This is a genomic window from Actinacidiphila rubida (assembly GCF_900110255.1).
Lineage (GTDB): Bacteria > Actinomycetota > Actinomycetes > Streptomycetales > Streptomycetaceae > Actinacidiphila > Actinacidiphila rubida.
The window spans coordinates 72,751-90,310 of record NZ_FODD01000016.1; the positions used below are offsets into that span (position 1 = coordinate 72,751).

At 72.8% G+C, this 17,560-nt stretch carries 14 protein-coding genes; 7 read left to right on the forward strand and 7 right to left on the reverse strand.

Translation table 11 applies throughout. The features are described from left to right. Nucleotides 1-379: 379 nt before the first annotated feature. The 3 genes from BMW99_RS17365 (at nucleotide 380) to BMW99_RS17375 (ending at nucleotide 2,236) form a co-directional block, all read left to right on the forward strand. The gene (locus BMW99_RS17365) at nucleotides 380-1,276 is read left to right on the forward strand and encodes an arginase family protein (RefSeq protein WP_069466538.1); all 897 of its coding nucleotides are present in this window, start codon (nucleotides 380-382) and stop codon (nucleotides 1,274-1,276) included. 66 nt (nucleotides 1,277-1,342) lie between these two features. After that, nucleotides 1,343-1,972, forward strand: coding sequence for a DUF3887 domain-containing protein (locus BMW99_RS17370; protein WP_079138921.1), 630 nt, complete (start codon nucleotides 1,343-1,345; stop codon nucleotides 1,970-1,972). A gap of 6 nt (nucleotides 1,973-1,978) precedes the next feature. Then, nucleotides 1,979-2,236 carry a hypothetical protein gene (locus tag BMW99_RS17375; protein ID WP_069466539.1) on the forward strand — a complete coding sequence of 86 codons (258 nt, stop codon included), beginning with the start codon at nucleotides 1,979-1,981 and terminating at the stop codon, nucleotides 2,234-2,236. An 85-nt stretch (nucleotides 2,237-2,321) separates the two neighbouring features. On the opposite strand, the gene BMW99_RS17380 is transcribed toward BMW99_RS17375, so the two are convergent. The 4 genes from BMW99_RS17380 to BMW99_RS17395 form a co-directional block, all read right to left on the reverse strand. After that, nucleotides 2,322-3,197 carry a carbohydrate ABC transporter permease gene (locus tag BMW99_RS17380; RefSeq protein WP_176735665.1) on the reverse strand — a complete coding sequence of 292 codons (876 nt, stop codon included), beginning with the start codon at nucleotides 3,195-3,197 and terminating at the stop codon, nucleotides 2,322-2,324. Continuing rightward, nucleotides 3,190-4,359: a carbohydrate ABC transporter permease gene (locus BMW99_RS17385; RefSeq protein WP_079138922.1), complete on the reverse strand. Its 1,170-nt coding sequence runs from the start codon at nucleotides 4,357-4,359 to the stop codon at nucleotides 3,190-3,192. Before BMW99_RS17385 ends, BMW99_RS17380 begins: the two co-directional genes overlap by 8 nt. After that, nucleotides 4,349-5,608: a sugar ABC transporter substrate-binding protein gene (locus BMW99_RS17390; protein WP_075017093.1), complete on the reverse strand. Its 1,260-nt coding sequence runs from the start codon at nucleotides 5,606-5,608 to the stop codon at nucleotides 4,349-4,351. Before BMW99_RS17390 ends, BMW99_RS17385 begins: the two co-directional genes overlap by 11 nt. Nucleotides 5,609-5,782: 174 nt before the next feature. Next, the gene (locus tag BMW99_RS17395; protein WP_322900205.1) at nucleotides 5,783-6,820 is read right to left on the reverse strand and encodes a LacI family DNA-binding transcriptional regulator; all 1,038 of its coding nucleotides are present in this window, start codon (nucleotides 6,818-6,820) and stop codon (nucleotides 5,783-5,785) included. A 156-nt stretch (nucleotides 6,821-6,976) separates the two neighbouring features. On the opposite strand from BMW99_RS17395, the gene BMW99_RS17400 reads away from it, so the two are divergent. Next, on the forward strand, nucleotides 6,977-9,064 hold the full coding sequence (locus BMW99_RS17400) for an amylo-alpha-1,6-glucosidase (protein WP_245791505.1): 2,088 nt from the start codon (nucleotides 6,977-6,979) through the stop codon (nucleotides 9,062-9,064). A 58-nt stretch (nucleotides 9,065-9,122) separates the two neighbouring features. On the opposite strand, the gene BMW99_RS17405 is transcribed toward BMW99_RS17400, so the two are convergent. Further along, nucleotides 9,123-10,013 (reverse strand): MurR/RpiR family transcriptional regulator, encoded by an 891-nt coding sequence (locus BMW99_RS17405; protein WP_069467355.1) that lies wholly within the window; start codon nucleotides 10,011-10,013, stop codon nucleotides 9,123-9,125. 186 nt (nucleotides 10,014-10,199) lie between these two features. Here BMW99_RS17405 and BMW99_RS17410 point away from each other — a divergent pair, with 186 nt between their 5' ends. The 3 genes from BMW99_RS17410 to BMW99_RS17420 all read left to right on the forward strand — a co-directional run bounded on the left by BMW99_RS17410 (nucleotide 10,200) and on the right by BMW99_RS17420 (nucleotide 15,247). Then, nucleotides 10,200-12,194 (forward strand): family 20 glycosylhydrolase, encoded by a 1,995-nt coding sequence (locus tag BMW99_RS17410; protein WP_079139073.1) that lies wholly within the window; start codon nucleotides 10,200-10,202, stop codon nucleotides 12,192-12,194. Then, nucleotides 12,191-14,113 carry an alpha-L-fucosidase gene (locus tag BMW99_RS17415; protein WP_079176092.1) on the forward strand — a complete coding sequence of 641 codons (1,923 nt, stop codon included), beginning with the start codon at nucleotides 12,191-12,193 and terminating at the stop codon, nucleotides 14,111-14,113. Before BMW99_RS17410 ends, BMW99_RS17415 begins: the two co-directional genes overlap by 4 nt. A 189-nt stretch (nucleotides 14,114-14,302) precedes the next feature. After that, entirely contained in the window at nucleotides 14,303-15,247 is a 945-nt protein-coding gene (locus BMW99_RS17420; protein ID WP_075017094.1) for a DUF6924 domain-containing protein, read from the forward strand. Nucleotides 15,248-15,299: 52 nt separating this feature from the next. On the opposite strand, the gene BMW99_RS17425 is transcribed toward BMW99_RS17420, so the two are convergent. Further along, nucleotides 15,300-15,884, reverse strand: coding sequence for a YceI family protein (locus BMW99_RS17425; RefSeq protein ID WP_069465950.1), 585 nt, complete (start codon nucleotides 15,882-15,884; stop codon nucleotides 15,300-15,302). Nucleotides 15,885-16,006: 122 nt separating this feature from the next. Then, nucleotides 16,007-17,191, reverse strand: coding sequence for a ScyD/ScyE family protein (locus BMW99_RS17430; RefSeq protein WP_107451684.1), 1,185 nt, complete (start codon nucleotides 17,189-17,191; stop codon nucleotides 16,007-16,009). Nucleotides 17,192-17,560: the final 369 nt, after the last annotated feature.

Here is a 17,560-nt window from a genome sequence, read left to right on the forward strand (position 1 = left end):
CATGGGGCGGCGGACCGGACGGCCCGGTCGGGCTCCCCGAGGAGGCGGGTCAGTGCTTGCGGTAGTGGGGGCCGCCCATCAGGAAGAGCAGCAGGGCGACGGTGAAGGCGATCACGCCCAGTGAGAAGCCGATGGTCTCCAGCGCGCGCATCCCGGGACCTCCTCGCGAGTGCGGGCGGTGGCCTGCGGCACCGTGCCGCGGAGCCCGTGGCCCGTGGACGAAGCGGCCGAAGGCGCAGGTCACGCCGACCCCGGCCGCTCCCACCGTCGCACGGGCGCCGGCACCGCGCAGGGCGGCGTCTCGCCGGTCGGACTGCGCGTCCCGGCCTTCGGACCGGGGCCTGTGCGACCGGATTTTCGATTTCGTCATAATGGGCCGATGCGCCGACTCGTCCTGCTCGATGCCCCGTCCAATCTCGGCCTGCGGCCGCCCGCGGAAGGAGTGGTGCCCGGGTGCTACAAGCTGGCGGGAGCGCTGCGCGAGCAGCGGCTGCTGGCCCGGCTGGGAGCCGCCGAGGGAGGGGTGGTGGTGCCGCCGCGCTACGACCGGGGCAACTGGAAGCCCGGCGACGGGGTGTTCAACGCCGCCGCGATCGCCGCCTACACCCCCAGGCTCGCCGACCGCGTCGAAGGGCACGTGCGGGCGGGGGAGTTCCCGGTGGTCCTCGGCGGAGACTGCTCCATCCAGCTCGGCGCCTCGCTCGCGCTGCGCCGCATGGGCCGGTACGGCATCGCGGTGATCGACGGTTCCGCGGACTTCCGTCACCTGGGCAACGCCCCCCACGTCGGCGCGGCTGGCGGTGAGGAACTGGCCCTGGGGACCGGCCGCGGGCAGGCGGACCTCACCGACCTGGAAGGGCTGCGGCCCTACCTGCGCGAGAGCGACGTGCGCGTGTTCGGCATCCGTGACTACGACCCGGAGCGGGCCGAACTCGCCGCGGCCGGGATCGCGAGCAGCACCGTCGGGGAGATCCGCGAGCGCGGCCCCGAGGAGGCGGCCGCGGACGCCCTGCACGTCCTGGAGACCCCCGAGCTCGACGGATTCTGGGTGCACCTGGACGCCGACGTCCTCGACCCTGTGGTCATGCCGGCCGTCGACAGTCCCGATGACGGAGGCCTGCTGCCCGGCGAACTGGAACCGCTGCTGCGGACCCTCGTCGCGTCCGACCGGTGCGTCGGACTCAACCTCACCATCTACGACCCCGACCTCGACCCGGACGGCACCTGCGCCGCGCTTCTGGCCGACCTGCTCGTCTCCGCGCTCACCAGAGCCTGACCGCGACCGCGGCGCATCTGTCAAGGAATCCTTGACGGTCCGCATCTGTCAAGGCATCCTTGACGTGTGGCCGAACCATCGCCGTCGCTGACGGAACTGAGCACGTCGCTGGCCGAGCGGGCCGCGGCCCTGTCCGCGTCGCTGGGGCACCCGACCGCGCCGCCCGCCTACCTGGACCTCGTCCGCCAGGCGACGGACACCGACGGGCTGGCGGCACAGGTGCTCAAGCTGTGCGTGCAACAGGCCCGCGACGCCGGCCACACCTGGCAGGAGATCGGCGACCTCCTCGGGGTCACCCGGCAGGCCGCCTTCCAGCGCTTCGGCAAACCCATCGACCCCCGCACGGGAGAACCCATGGACAAGACCGTGCACATGACGGACGCCGCGGAACGCGCGCTGGCGATCGTCACCGACGTGCTCGAGGACCGCATGGACGACGCCCGGCCGTCCTTCAACGCCGAGGTGCTCGCCGCGTTCACCGACCAGGTGCGCGGCGACGCCCTCGCCTCGGTGGCCGGCCTCGTCGGCGCCTTCGAGGGCTACGGCGACGGCGAGCCGTTCGTGCGCCGCATCGGCGACCACACCGTCGTCGACATCCCGCTGCGCTACGAGGCCGGCGACATGAAGGCGCGGGTCGCGTTCGACGCGGACGAGAAGGTCGCCGGCCTCTTCATCGTGCCGCCCTCCACCCCCTGACCCGCCGTGACCGACATCGCCGGGTGGGCCGGACGCGCCGGGTGGGCCGGCCTGGCCGGCATCGCCGGCGGCTCCCCGCCGTCCCCGTGGGCCGCGCTCGTGCCACTGGTGGCGCTCGTCCCCGCCGTCGTGTGCATGATCGACATCACCCGGCACCCACACACCCGCGCCCTGACCCCGCGGGCGTGGCTCGCGATCTGCGCCTTCGGGAACGTGGCCGGGCTCGTCGCCTATCTGAAGTACGGCCGCGACGAGGACAGATGACCGCCGAAGTGCCGGCAGGGTGAGTCTCACCGTCCCCCGCCGTCGGCCGGGCCCATGCGGGCCGCGGCACGCACCCCGGGCTCCGTCACTCCTTGACCGAGCCGGCGTTGGAGCCGCGGACGAAGTAGCGCTGGAAGCAGAAGAACAGCGCGGCGACGGGCAGCGTCGACAGCAGCGCCGCGGCCAGCTTCAGCGGGTACTGCGTGCCGCCGCCGAGCCCGCCCGACACGAAGTGCGCGAGCCCCGTGGTGAGCGTGTCGTAGCGGCTGGACTGGGTGGACACCAGGAAATGGGTGAACTCGTTCCACGAACCCTGGAACGACAGCACCGTCAGCGTGATCAGCGGCGCCTTCGACATCGGCAGCACCACCGACCAGAAGATCCGCGGCACGCCCGCCCCGTCGATGCGCGCCGCCTCCTCGATCTCCCGCGGCAGCGACTCGAAGAACTGCTTCATGATGAACACGCCGCCCGCGTCGACCAGCAGTGGCGTGATCATGCCGCTGTAGCTGTCGAACATCCCGAAGCTCTTGAGGACCAGGAACTTCGGGATGAGCAGCACCACCGGCGGCACCGACATCGCCGACAGCAGGAACACGAAGAGCGTCCTGCGGCCCGCGAACGGCAGCCGGGCCAGCGCGTAGCCGGCCATGGAGTCGAACAGCACCCGGCCCGAGGTGACCGCCACCGTGACGAAGGCGGAGTTGCCCAGCCATCGCAGGAACGGCACGCTCTCGACGCCGCCGCCCGCCCCGAACAGCCGCCGGTACGCCGCGACCGTCGGGTTGCCCGGGAACAGCGTCATCGGGTGGGCGGCCGCGTCCGGGTCCGTCTTGAGGCTGGTGGCCAGCTGGATGAGGAACGGCAGCACGTAGAGCAGCGCGAAGGCGCACAGCGCGAGCCGGCCGGCGATCCGCGCCGGCCGCGGGAAGCGGCCCAGGACCGGTCGTTCGTCAGCCACGCGCCCCCACCTCCTCGCGCGGTGCCCGGAGCGGCCCGCGCCCACCGCGCCGCAGACGCCGCCCGCGCCCACCGCGCTCGCGCAGCACCCACCGCTGCAGCCCGGCCAGCGGCAGGATGATCGCCAGCAGCACGAATGCGATCGCGGCGCCGTGGCCGTAGTCGGCGTTGTCGAAGCCCGACGAGTACGACAGGTACGCGGGGGTGAGCGTGGTGTTGCCCGGCGCCCCCTTGCCCATGACGTACACCTGGTCGAAGACCTGCCACGTGGCGATCAGACCGAGTGTCAGCACCAGGAAGACGACCGGTCGCAGCGCGGGCAGCGTGACGTGCCGCAGCAGCTGGCGCCGGTTGACCCCGTCGAGGGCCGCCGCCTCCTCCAGCGAGCGGGGGATGCCCTGCAGCGCCGCGAGGAAGATCAGCATGAACGTGCCGGACGTCGTCCACACCGACAGCAGGATCAGGGTGCACATGGCGACCGACGGCCCGGAGAACCAGTCCGCCCACGACAGCCCCAGCACGCCGTGCCGGGCCAGCGGACCGCCCGGGTGGTCGGGGTCGGTGAAGCCCAGATCACCCAGCACCAGCCACACCACCCCGCGCGGATCGGCGAACCAGTTGGGGCCCTTCACCCCGATCCACGACAGCATCCGGTTGACCGAGCCACTGCCCTGGAAGAGGAACAGGAACACCGTGGACACCGCGATGGAGCTCGTCACGGACGGGAAGTAGAAGACCGTGCGCGCGACGCCGCGCCCCCGCATCATCCGCTGGTTCACCACGATCGCCAGGCCCAGCGCCAGCACCGTCTGCGCCGGGACGGTGAGCAGCACGTAGTACGCCGTGTTGCGCAGCGAGGTGGCGAACAGCGTGCGGCTCAGGCCGTCGCTGCTGATCAGGTCGCGGTAGTTGCCCAGACCCACGAAGTCCGCGTGCCCGGTGAACGGGTTCGACTGGCCGTCCCAGTGCAGCAGGCTCACCCACAGCGCCATGAGGATCGGCAGTGCCATGAACAGTCCCAGGACCAGGACCATGGGCGTGACGAACAGCCAGCCCCATGCTCCCTGGCGTATCCGGTCCCGCACCGGCCGGCGGCGGGTGACCGCCGCCGACCGGCGCGGTCCGGCCGCCGCCGGCGTGCCCAGCAGGCCGCTACCGGCCATTCTTCAGCACCTGTCCGCCGTTGCGCTGCAGTCCTTCGAGGATCTGCGCGGACGAACTCGTGCGCAGCGACTGCAGATCGGTGTTGAACTGGGTGAGCACCTGGTTGAACCCGGCGATGGTGACCGGCCGTTGGGCGTAGGCGATGCCGTCGACCCAGGCCTTGGCCGCCGGGTACTTCCGCGCGTACGTGGCCAACGCGTCGGTACGGGACGGCATGACGCCGAACGCGTCGGCGAACGCGAGCTGCTGGCCGGCCGACGTCAGGTGGCGCACCAGGTCGACGGCGGCCTTCTGGTGGCCGCTCCTGGCCGCCACGCCCCAGCAGTTGCTGAACACCAGAGTGCCCTTTCCGGCCGGGCCCGCGGGCAGCGGCACCACCGTGTAGCCGACGCTGGGGAAGTCCGCCTTCATCGCGCCGGCCAGCCAGTTGCCCTCGATCGTCATCGCGGCCTTCTTCTTGCCGAGGGCCTCGCCGCCCCACCCCGCGTCGACGTCGGACGCGTACTTCAGGGAACCGGCGGACATCATCGACTTCACGAAGTCCAGTGCCTGCCTGTCGGCAGCGCTGTCCGCGGTCATCGCCGTCTGGCCCGGGTCGGTGATCCAGCCGCCGGCCTCCTTCATCAGGGCGCCGAGCCGCTGGTAGTCGGGCGTGGTCACCAGCCCGGTCACGCCGCCCTTCGTCAGCTTGGCGGCGACCTTCGCCAACTGCTGCCACGTCGTGGGGTAGTCGGCCGCCGTCAGCCCCGCCTGCTTCCACAGGTCGGTGTTGATCGCCAGGCCCAGCGTCGAGCTGTCCTTGGGCAGGCACACGAGCTTGCCGCCGTAGGAGAAGGAGTCGCGCAGCGGGCCGGAGAACGCCGAGGCGTTCGGGATCTGGTCGCCGTAGGCGTACAGCGAGCCGCCCTTGGCGTAGTTGGCGAACTGGTCGGAGTTGACGTAGAAGACGTCCGGGGGCTTGTTGCCGGCGAACGCCTGCCCGAGCTGCTGGTTGATGTCGCTCGCCAGCTGCACCGTGACCTTGTTCCCGGTCTGCCGTGCCCAGGCGGCGGTGGCCTGCTTGACGGCGGCGGTCTCCGCGTCGCCCGAGGTGGCGATCATGACGGACAGGCTCTGCGGCGAGCCGCTCGACGACTGCTTGGGGGCCGAGGAGTCGAACCCGCCGCCGGACGAGCAGCCGGTCACGGTGAGCAGCACGGCGGCCGCGCAGGCCGCGGCCGCGCCGCCGAGCGATCGTGAAATGGGCATGCGTGATCTCCTGACGTAGGCGGTGTGCGCGGGCAGATGAGGTGCGGGGGAGTGCCGGAGGAGCCGGGGACGGGGGACGACGGGAGGAGCCGGCGCGGCGCGGACGGCCGGACGCGGTCCCTGAACGGCGGCGGGGAGGAAGGTCGGAGGGGGGAGGCGCGCCGGAGCCGGCGCTCAGATGCTGTCGCGGACGACGAGTTCGGGCGCGAGCAGCACGTGCTCGGCCGGGCGCTCGACACCGTTCAGCCGGTCGAGCAGCAGCCGCACGCACTCCCGGCCGACGGCCTCGATGGGCTGGGCGAGGCTGGACAGCGGCGGCCAGAGCATGGTGGCCGTCGGCGAGTCGTCGAAGCCGACCACCGCGACGTCCCTGCCGGGCGTGCGGCCGCGCCGGTGGAGCGCCTGATAGCACCCCACCGCCAGGGCGTCGCTCGCCGCGATCACCGCCGTCGCGCCGCCGTCCAGCAGGCGATCGGCCGCCTCGGTGGCCGGCCCGAGGTCACCCGGGCTCTCCACCCGCCGGTTGCGCACCGGCAGGCCCAGCGCCCGCATGGCCTCGTGCCAGCCCCTGGCCCGGTCGTCACCGGCGCCCGAACCCCTGGGCCAGCCGAGGAAGCCGATGCCGCGATGGCCCAGTGACGCGAGGTGGCGCACGGCGGCCGCGGTGCCGGCGGCGCCGTCGATGTCCACCCAGTCGCCCACGTCCCGGCCCGTCCAGGTCCGGCCGAACGCGACGAAGGGGACGCCCTTCTTGTGCAGCCACGCCTGGCGCGGGTCGCCCCGGTCGGTGCCGCTCAGCACGAAGGCGTCCGCGCCCTGCTCGTCCAGCAGTTGCTGGTAGCGGTCCAACTCCTCGTCCTGCGGCGCCGAGAACAGCACCACCCGGTACCCGGCCCGGTCGGCCGCGTCCGAGATGGCGTGCAGGAACTCGTCCAGCACCGGGCTGGCCACCCGTCCGGCACCGGGCCGGATCCCGTAGCCGATCAGCCGGCTCGCCCGGGTGCGCAGCGCCTGAGCGGCCCGGTGCGGGCGGTAGTTGAGCTCGTCGATCGCCCGGCGCACCCGCTCCAGGGTCTGCGGGCGCAGCAGTTCCGGGGCGTTGATCGCGTTGGAGACGGTCTGCCGGGCCACACCGGCACGCGCGGCGACCATCTCCAGCGTCACCGTGGGACCCGCCTTCGGCGGCACGGAAGGGCTTGCAGGCACAGGCACGTCCCGGATTCTGGGGCTCTTGCGGGTTTCCGTCCATCGTCAGGCCGGTCGCTCCTCCTTGGAGCGTTCCAAAAACTGCTGTCGCCGGTCTTGCCAGCGGGCATGATTTCTTGGAACGCTCCAAAAACAGCATCGATGGCAGAGAGGATCGGCCTCGTGGACGCACCTGTCAAGGCTCACGACGGCTTCGCCGAAGGTGAACCGCCGCCGCCACTGCAGCCGTTCCTCCACGACGCGTGCGTCTCGCTCGCCGCGCCGAGCCTGTGCGTCTCCGGTCCGGACGGGGCGATACGCGGCGGCGCCGACGGCTTCTACCACGGTGACCGCCGCCTGCTCTCACACCTCGACGCGACCGTGGACGCCGTCCCCATGGCGCCCCTCGGCGCCGCGACGCTGCCCGACGGCGAGACGGTGTTCCGCACGGTGCTGCGCGGCCTTGCCGAGCAGACCCCGGACCCCGCCGTCGTCCTCGAACGCCGGCGGACGCTGGCACCCGGGCGGCTCACCGAGCGGTACACGGTGCGCAACGCCGGCGGGCTCAGCGCGCGGCTGCGGCTCACCCTGACCGCGGCCGCCGACCTGTCGACGATGGAGCAGGTCAAGTCGGGCCGCCCGGCGGCTGCTTGGCCTGCGCGGCCGCTGCCCGACGGCGCACGGTGGAGCGACGGCGCGGTCACCGGCACGCTGACGCTGTCCGCCCCGCCCGACGAGCGGACCGTCGAGGCCGGCGGCGCCGTGACCCTGGCCTACGACCTCCACCTGCGGCCCGGCACGGCGTGGACCGTCGTCCTGCGCTGCGACGCGGAGCACCGCGACGGCGACCTGTTCCCCGCCCCGGCGACCGGCACCCGCTGGTGGAGCGTGCCCGCCGTCTCGGGTCCGGACCACCGGCTGGCGCACTGGGCCGCCCGGACCGACCGCGACCTGCGCGGCCTGGTGCTGAGCGATCCCCTGCGGGCACAGGACGTGTTCCTCGCCGCCGGAGCCCCCTGGTACCTCACCCTGTTCGGCCGCGACGCCCTGTGGTCGGCCCGCATGCTGCTCCCGCTCGGCACCGACGTCGCGGCGGGCACGCTGCGCACCCTCGCGCGGCGGCAGGGGCGGGCCGACGTGCCCCGGACGGAGGAGCAGCCGGGCAAGATCCTGCACGAGGTCCGCCGCGACGAGCCCGGGGGGCCCCGTGCCGGCGGTCTGCCACCGTCGTACTACGGCACGGCCGACGCCACGCCCCTGTGGCTGATCCTGCTGCACGACGCGTGGCGCTGGGGCATGCCCGACGCCGAGGTCGAGGCCCTGCTGCCGCACGCGGAAGCGGCCTGGAACTGGCTCGAACGGTACGCCGACGCGGACGGCGACGGCTTCCTGGAGTACGCGGACAGCACCGGGCGCGGGCTGTCCAACCAGGGGTGGAAGGACTCCTCCGACGGCATCCGGTTCCGCGACGGCCGGCCGGCCGTCCCGCCGATCGCGCTCAGCGAGGTGCAGGCGTACGCGTACGAGGCCGCGGTGAAGTCCGCGGCGCTCCTCGACGCGTTCGGCAGGCCGGGCGGCGAACGCCGCCGCGGATGGGCGGCCGAGCTGCGGGAGCGCTTCCGCGCCCGCTTCTGGGTCGAGGACGCGGCGGGCCGCTATCCCGCGGTCGCGCTCGACGGCGGCAAGCGGGCGGTGGATTCCCTCGCCAGCAACATGGGGCACCTGCTGGGCACGGGACTGCTCGACCCGGAAGAGGCCGCCCTGGTGGCGCGGCGGCTCGTGGGACCGGCGTCCGGCATGGACTCCGGGTTCGGGCTGCGCACCCTCGACGCGGCCGCGGCAGGCTTCAACGCCCTCGGTTACCACACCGGTTCGGTGTGGCCGCACGACACGGCGATCGCGGTGCACGGCCTGGTGCGGCAGGGGTTCACCGAGGAGGCGGGCCGGCTCGCCGCCGGACTGCTGGGCGCCGCCGAGCAGTTCGGGTACCGGCTCCCCGAACTGTTCGCGGGGTATCCGCGCGAGGAGCAGCCGCGGCCCGCGCCGTACCCCGCGGCCTGCCGGCCGCAGGCCTGGGCCGCGGCCTCGTGCGTGCTGCTCCTGCAGGCCCTCTTCGGCCTGGAGGCGGACGCCCGCGCCGGCAGCCTGCGGCACGCGGTCCGGGTTCCGCCCGGGTTCGAGGGCGTGACCCTGCGCGGCGTCCGCGTCGCGGGCCGGACCTTCGCCCTCTCCGCCGCCGCGGACGGCACGATCAGCCTCCACGAGGGGTAGCCGCGGTGGCGGCCCCGAGCACGGCACACCGCTCTCACCGTCTCACCCGCCCTAGCCGTTACCGCGGGGGCTGCTTGTAGGGAGTGACGGCCTCGGTGGTGGCGGCCATCGCCTCGGTGGTCTGGTCGAAGGTGCGCTGGGCGACGGCGATGTAGAGCAGGTCGAGCACGGCCATCTGCGCGTGGCGGCTCAGGATGGAGCTGTGGCCGGGCGCGTCGTGGCGGACGCACGTCGCCAGCAGCAGGTCGACGCGCCGCGCGAGGGGAGCCTCGGGATCGTTGGTGAGCGCCACGGTCGTGGCGCCGCGGGACGCGGCCTCGGCGGCGAGGTCGATGACCTCGCGCGTCCGGCCGCTGTGCGAGATCGCCAGCATCACGTCGTTCGGCCCGAGCAGCGCCGCACCCGTCAGGGCGACCTGCGTGTCGCTCCAGCACCAGGCGGGAACCCCGATGCGGAAGATCCGGTGCTGGAACTCCGAACCCATGCCGGCGCTGCCGCCCATGCCGCACACCTCGACCCGGCGGGCCCGGGCGATCGCGGTGGCCGCCTCCTCGACCGCGGACAGGTCCAGCCGGGACAGCGTCTCGCCGACGGAGTGCCGCACCGCGGCCGAGATCGCCTCGGCGACCTGCCCGAGCTCGTCGTTCTCCGAGATCTGGCGGCCCATGTTCGCCTGCCACGTCTCGCGTTCGGTGCGTCCGGTGTCCGCGGCCAGGGCGATCCGCAGCGCCGAGTACCCGGGCAGGCCGAGCGCGCGGCAGAAGCGGGTGATGCTGCCGGTGGAGACCCGGCAGGCGTCCGCCAGGTCGAGGATGGTCATCCGCGCGACGGCGGCGGGGTCGTCGAGGATCAGCGCGGCGGTCGCCCGCTGCGCCTCCGGCAGGCCGGGCAGCAGTGCCCGGATCCGTTCGACGACCCCGTCGTCGGAGAGCTCGGCGGCAGTGCGCATGGGGGGACCCTCTCGCAGACGGAAGCAAACAATTATTCTTCACAGTCCGCGAGTTGGGTGTCAACGTTGCGCGCACACCATTGACGGACCGGGTCGAGTGGGGGCACAGTCCAGCCGCGGAGAATAATTTTTCTCCGACCGTGACCGTGCAGCACCACCCACCTTCCGAACCTGGAGTGCGCACCCATGACATCCCTTGCCGAGCCCAGGCGCCGCCGGACCGCCGGACGAGCCCGGGGCAGAGCCACCACCGCCCTGGCCGCACTGCTGACATCCGCGGGGATGGCCGCGACCGCGCTGGCCGGACCGGCCGCCGCGGCCCCCGCCCCCGCGACCGGCACCGCCGCCGACGCGGCGCCCGCGCTGATCCCCGCCCTGCAGGACTGGACCCCGGGCAGCGGGGCCCTGCACCTCGGGCCGGACACCCGGATCGACACCGACGCCGCGGGCGAGGCCACCGCCCGCACCCTGGCGGGGAGCCTGCACGACGCCCGCGGCTGGGTGGTCCCGGTGGTCCGCGGTCCCGCGAAGCCCGGTGACATCGTGCTGCGCACGGACCCGGGCCGAAGCGAACTCGGCTCCGAGGGCTACCAGTTGAGCATCGGCGACGAGGCCGTCATCACCGGTGCCGGGGCCGCCGGCCTGTTCTACGGCACCCAGAGCGTGCTGCAGATGCTCACCTCCGGCACGGACCTGCCCGCGGGCAGCACCACGGACGTGCCGTCGTCGCGCGAGCGGGCGGTCGGCGTGTGCGCCTGCTACACGTACAACACCGACGCCTGGTTCACCCGCCTGATCAAGGACATGGGGTACCTCAAGCTCAACACCCTGCACCTGGAACTGAAGGTCAAGAACGACCAGTACCCGGCGGTCAACACCTTCTCGTACTACACCAAGCCGGAGATCCGGCGGCTCGTCGCGCTCGCCGCGCGGTACCACATCACGGTGATCCCGGAGATCAACTCCCCGGGCCACGTGGACCCGTACCTCACCCCGTACCCCGACCTGCAGCTGAAGAACGCCGCGGGCACGCCCGACCCCACGCGGCTGGACGTCACCAACCCCGCCTCGTTCGCGTTCTACACGCAGCTGATCGACAACGACCTCAGCGTCTTCCCCGGCCCGTACTTCCACATGGGCGCCGACGAGTACATGATCAACTCGGCGTACTCCAACTACCCGCAGCTGCTGGCCTACGCGCGGCAGAAGTACGGCGCGAACGCCACCCCGCAGGACGCGTACATCGACTTCATCAACCGCGTCGACGCGTACGTGCGCTCCAAGGGCCGGACGCTGCGGATCTGGAACGACGGCCTGACCGGGGCGAACACGATCCCGCTCAACAAGGACATCGTCATCGAGCACTGGCTGCCGGAGAAGGAGACCACCCAGCAACTGCTGGACTCCGGCTACCAGGTGATGAACGCCACCGACGCCTGGTACTACGTGCGCGGCGGCTACCAGCCCGACGCGCAGCGGCTCTACAACGCGAACTGGTCGCCGCTGGACTTCGCCGACGGCACGGTCACCGACCCGGACTCCCGGGTCACCGGCGCCGAGTACATGGTCTGGCCCGACAACTACGGCAAGGAGAACGAGAACACCGTCCAGCAGCGGATGTTCACCTCGCTGCGGGCCTTCGCCCAGGGCACGTGGGGCAGCCCGAGGCCGGCCGCCGACTACACCGCCTTCACCACCCTCGCGGCCTCCCTCGGCCACGCCCCCGGATGGGGTCCCCAGTGGGTGCAGCCCCTGCCCGCCGGCACCTTCCGGATCCACGGCACCGCCGGCGCGCTGACCGCCCCCGCGACGGCCGGCTCCCCGCTCGGCATCGACCCGAACGCCCCGGCTGGCAGCGGCAACTGGCAGCTCCAGCCGACCAGTGACGGCTACTACCACCTCGTCGCCGCGGACAGCGGCCTGTGCGCCGACGTCAGCCGCGGCCAGACGAACAACATGCACGTCGTGGAGCAGGCCGGCGCGGCCGCCACGGCCGAGACCTGCGGCACGTCCGAGAGCCAGAAGTGGCAGCTCGAGCCGGCGCCCGGCGGCTACCGGATCGTCGACGCGATCACCCAGCAGGCCCTGGACGCGCCCGGTTCCGGCGCCGTCGTCCAGCAGCCCCGGGACGCCGCCGCACACGACGTGTGGCACTTCGAGACCGCCGGGGGTGCCGCATGATCAGCCGCAGGGACCTGATCGCCACCGGTACCGCGGCCGCAGCGGCCCTGGCGACCTCCGGACTGGCCGCCACCGCGGCCCGGGCGGCGGACGGCGGCACGCCGGCGACGGGCACCGGCGCGGGCACCGCGGGAAGCGGCGGCGCCGAGCGGATCAAGCCCGCCTCGATCCTGCCCGTCGACCCCGCCGACACCCCCGAGCGCATCATCGCCAAGGCCGCGGCGATCGTGCCCCGGCCACCCCAGGTCGCCTGGCAGGAGCGGAAGGTCACCGGCTTCACCCACTTCGGGATGAACACCTTCACCGACCGCGAGTGGGGTTCGGGCTGCGAGGACGAGGCGACGTTCGCGCCCACCGCCGTCGACATCGACCAGTGGATGCGCGCGTACGCGGCGGCGGGCATGCGCCAGGTGATGCTCACCGCCAAGCACCACGACGGGTTCGTGGTGTACCCCACGCGGTACACCAACCACTCGGTGGTGGCCAGCCCCTGGTGGTACCGCGGGGCGCCCGACGCGACCGCCGCCGCGGCCCGCGCACGGGCCGCCGACGCCCGCGGCGACGACTACGCCGCCTTCTGGAAGATCCGCGGCGAGGGCAACGTCAACCCCGACGGCGACATCCTCGGCACGTACCTGGCGGCCGCCCGCAGGGCCGGGCTCAAGGTGGGCGTCTACCTGTCCCCGGCCGACGGCGCCGAGCTCCCGCACGCCTGGCACGAGACGTTCGTGGCACAGATCGTCGCCAAGCACGACGCGGGCAAGCCGCTGAGCACCGAGGAGCAGTCGACGTACGACGACCGCGACCGGACGCCCTCCGGCATGGGCCGCTACGGCAGCGGCAGCACGGTCACCGCGCGCACCATCCCGACGCTCGTGGAGGGCGACGACCGCGCCGGCGCGGTGGCCGCCGGACGGCTGCCGGTCTTCCGGGTCACGGCCGACGACTACAACGCGTACTACCTCAACCAGCTCTACGAGCTGTTCACCCAGTACGGCCCGATCGACGAGCTCTGGCTGGACGGCGCCAACCCGTGGACGTCCAGCGGCATCAGTGAGGCGTACGACTTCACCACATGGTTCAGGCTCATCCACGAACTGTCGCCGGACACCGTGACGTTCGCCGGGCCGCAGGGCACCCGCTGGGTCGGCAACGAGGGCGGCACCGCGCGGCTCACCGAGTGGAGCGTCACCCCCGCGACCGCCGACCCCGCCACCGCCCACGGCGAAGGGCTGCTGCCGCGCGGCGCCCAGGTCACCGACATCGGCTCGGACGCCGCGATCACCGCGCCCGGCGTGAAGTACCTGCAGTGGTTCCCCGCCGAGGCGGACGTGTCGATCCGGCCCGGCTGGTTCTGGCACGCCGACGAACAACCCAAGACGGCCGAGCAGTTGGTGAGCCTCTACGGGACCTCGGTCGGCCGCAACGCGGTCCTGCTGCTCAACGTCCCGCCGAACACCTCCGGCCGGGTCGACGACGCGGACGTCTCCGAACTCACCAGGTTCGGCACGGCGATCGCCGCCACCTACCGGCGGAACCTGCTCGAAGGAGCCAGGCCCGCGGCGCTGGCCGGCACCCTCACCGACGGGCGCCTCGACTCCTCCTGGCAGCCGCCCGCCCGGGCGACCACGGGCAGCTTCGTGCTCCAGCTCCCCGACGGCGTCGAGTTCGACCAGGTCCTGCTCGGCGAGGACATCACCCGCGGCCAGCACGTCCAGGGGTTCACCGTCGAGGCCGGCGACGGCACGACGTGGACCCCGCTGGCCTCCGGCACGACGATCGGCTACTCCCGCATCCTCACCGTCCCCCTCCAGACGGGCCCGCACGCCCTCCGCGTCACCATCACCGAGGCCCGCGCCACTCCCCACCTCTCCACCCTCGCCCTCCACCGCACCGCCCCGCCGCCCCCCGCCTCCTGACCCACCCCTGCCACGGGGCCCGGACCACCGGTCCGGGCCCCGCGGCGTGGCACGGCGGGACCACCTTCCGGAGAGCCGTCTCTCTGGCCGAACTCGGCGACTGGGAGGCGGTGTTGACAGGGCGGGCGTGGTCCGTCGCAGGGCCCGCTGTAGTGTCCTGAGCTCCGTGCGAGCTCCTGTGGAGGAACGATGTCCCGTCCCCTGCTTCCCCGTCCTGCGGCGGGCGAGGTTCTGATGGTCAGCACCTGCTACGAGGAGGGCGGGAGCCTGTGGGGGGCCGTGCTGGAGGGTGTCGGAGGGCGGCGGGAGGGGGATGTGGTCGTGCTCGGGGAAGGCGCCGTGCGGCTGCGGCTGGTGGGCGACGACGCGCTGGACGAGGTGTACGCGGGCGGGGTGCCCGCACTGTTGCCCGGGGAGCACGGCGGGGCGGGGCCCAAGGTCGTGGTCCTGGTGGACATACCGGCGGTGTACGGCGGGGGAGAGCCGCTGCTGGTGGACGTCGCTCAGGTGCCGGGGCGCGGGGTGCGGGTGACGGCGCCGCGACTGGCGGAGGTGCTGACGGAGCTGGAGGAAGGCGCGCTCGGCTTCGACGACCTGGTGCGGCGCATGGACCTGTACGGCCTGTACGAGGGTGACGGCGGCCGGCCGGCCGTCGCCGCGCCCACCGGCCTTCCGCACCGGGCCTTCCCCCAACTGCCGCCCACCGCAACGTCCTTGCTGGTCCGCACCTCCTTCGACGACGAGGCGGGCTGGCAGGCGCTGCTGTCCGAACTCGGCGGCGTGGACGCGGACGGCATGGTGGGCGCCGGGCTGGACCCGGACGAGATCGACGTGGACCACTACCCGCTGGAGGCACGGGTCGTCGACGACCGGGCCTACGAGGGACTGTGGCCCGGACAGGTGCCCGCCCTGGTACCGCCGGGGGAGGAGACCGTCCTCGTCGCCCTCGCCGACGCCCGGACGTTCAGCGATCCCGACCACCCGCTGACCGCGGTCGACCTGTACGACACACCCGGGCAGATCGCCGTGCTGCCCTGGTCCATGGCCGGCTCGCTGGCCTGCAACCTCGAACTGGCCAACATGGACTTCCACGAGTTCGTCCTCGCGGAGGGCGCCGAACCCTGGTGGGAGTGAGACGCCCCGCGAGCGGCGAACCGCCCGCGGGACACCCGGCGCACGCGGCAGGTCAGGTGGCCGCCTGGCCGTCCTGGGGCGCCAGGAACTGCATGTCCAGCTCGATCCTGACGGTGTTGCCCACGGACAGCCGGTTGAAGTCGAAGCCGAAGTCGGGGAGGTGGATCTCGCCCGTCGCCTCGAAACCGGCTCGCGGGATGCCGTCGAGGGGCCCGTCGACGAGCCCGCCGAACTCGACCGCGAGCGACACCGGCCGGGTCACGTCACCGATCGTCAACTCCCCGTCCATGGAGTAGTCCTCGCCCGCGCCCGTGATGCCGGTCGACGAGAAGGCCATCGTGGGGCGCTTCTCGACGTCGAGCAGGTCCGCCGAGCGCACGTGCGCGTCGCGGTCGGCGTGACCGGTGTCGAGGGAGGCCGTCGCGATCGTCGCCGAGACGCGCACGTCGTTCAGGGACTCGCCCACGTGTAAAGCGGCCTCCAGCTCGGAGAAACGGCCGCGCACCTTCGCGATGCCCAGGATGCGCACCGTGAAGTGCACGCCCGAGTGCGCGGGGTCCATCGTCCAGTCGCCCGCCCGCAGAGGCAGTTCCGTTGCTGAAGTGGTCTGTGTGGAAGCAGAGTGGGAATCAGTCATGCGGCCGACTATAGGCAACTCGGCCACCGTGCAGAGGCGGTTCAGGCCAGCGACGACCGGCTCGCGAGCACCCGTCGCGGGGCCGCCGTCACCGGGCGGCGGCCGCGCGGGAGGCGCCGGCGTCAGCCGATCCTCACGACCTCGCCGCCGGTCGCCGAGACCGTCGAGGACGTGGTGCACGCCGGTGCGTCGGTGCAGGCCGGCCACATGATCGCCTTGTTGGCCACGTACACCGAGCCGTCGCGGCCGGCCAGGAACCCGGTGGGCGCGAACAGCTTGCCCTGCCCCAGGACGGTCCGGGTGCCGTCCCGGCCGATCTGCACGACCGCGCCGATCGGGTCCCCGGGCGGCAGGAAGCCCGTGGTGTCCAGCTCCGTCACGTAGAAGTCGCCGTTGGCGCCGAAGCCGCAGCCGCTGATGGCGCTGAACCCGCTCTGCCAGACCGAGAGCCGCCCGGTGTGCGGTGCGTACCGGTACACCTTGGCGGCGGTGTTGTCGTTGCCGTACCCCGTGATCTCGCCGACGTACACCGAGCCGTCCGGGCCGACGTCCAGGCAGGACGGCACGGCGTCGGTGCCGGCCGGGGTGTCCGGGATGAACGACAGGACGCGGACGTTGCCGTGCGCGTCGACGGAGTCCAGCGTGTTCGCCGACGCGTCCACGACGTAGAAGCCGCCGCCCGGCCGCGGCTTGAACGCGTACGGGTTGGCACTCGGATAGTCGTTCGGCTCCAGGTCCTTGTGCTCGACGGTCCACGCCCAGTCGTACGTGCCGGGGTCGGCGACCACCGAGACGTGCCCGCCGGTGACGTCGAGCAGGGCGCCGAACCGCTGCTTGAGCCGGGCGGTCAGGTCCGCCGGCAGGCCGTCCGGCACCTGCTCGGGGGAGGCCGTCTCGAGTGTGTACAGGTGCCCGCCGGTGTACGCCATCGCGTCGGGGCCGACGACCTCCTCCTCGTCGAACACCGAGGCCAGGTGGTCCACGACGTGCACCGGCGTACCGGAGGAGAGGTCGGTGATGGACCCGGTCTCGCCGTAGCAGACCGTGGAGAACCCGCTGCCCTGGCACAGCGCCGGCGGCGTGCCCGCCTCGGCCACCAGCAGGTGGCCGCCCGGGCCCCAGATCATGTCCTTCGGCTCGCTCAGCCCGCTCGCGATGACGGTGACCGGCGCGTCGGCGGTGAGTTCGCCCGGACGCCCGGCCGCCGAGGCGGCCGCCGCACCCGACGGACCGACTCCCAGGCCCACCAGTGCGGTCGCCGTCGCGACCGCGGATAACAGTACGCGGCTCGTTGTCAGACGTCGCATCGTCCCGTTCCCTCCTTGTGGCCGGCAACAAGAAAGGCGCCCTGGCCTGCGGGGATCTGAGGAACGGCGCCGGTGCTCGTGACGCCGGAACGGGTGCAGGACCGGGAACGCCTTCTGGTGGGCGAGTGTAGCGAGGGGTCAATGGTCCGGCTGTGACGAAGGCTCCGACCGTGAAGGCCATAAAGAGCCGTTTGAATAGAAGGCACCGCGCCGGCGGCGGGAATTCACGCGGGTTCGAGCATTTCGGGCGGCTGGAAAGCGACGCACGCTGTGGCCGTATTCTGGCGGAACTCCACCGGACCTGCGACGGAACGCGGTCCGGAATCCAGGAGTTTGCCGCGCCGGATGGAGGCAAGGCGAGGGCCAAGA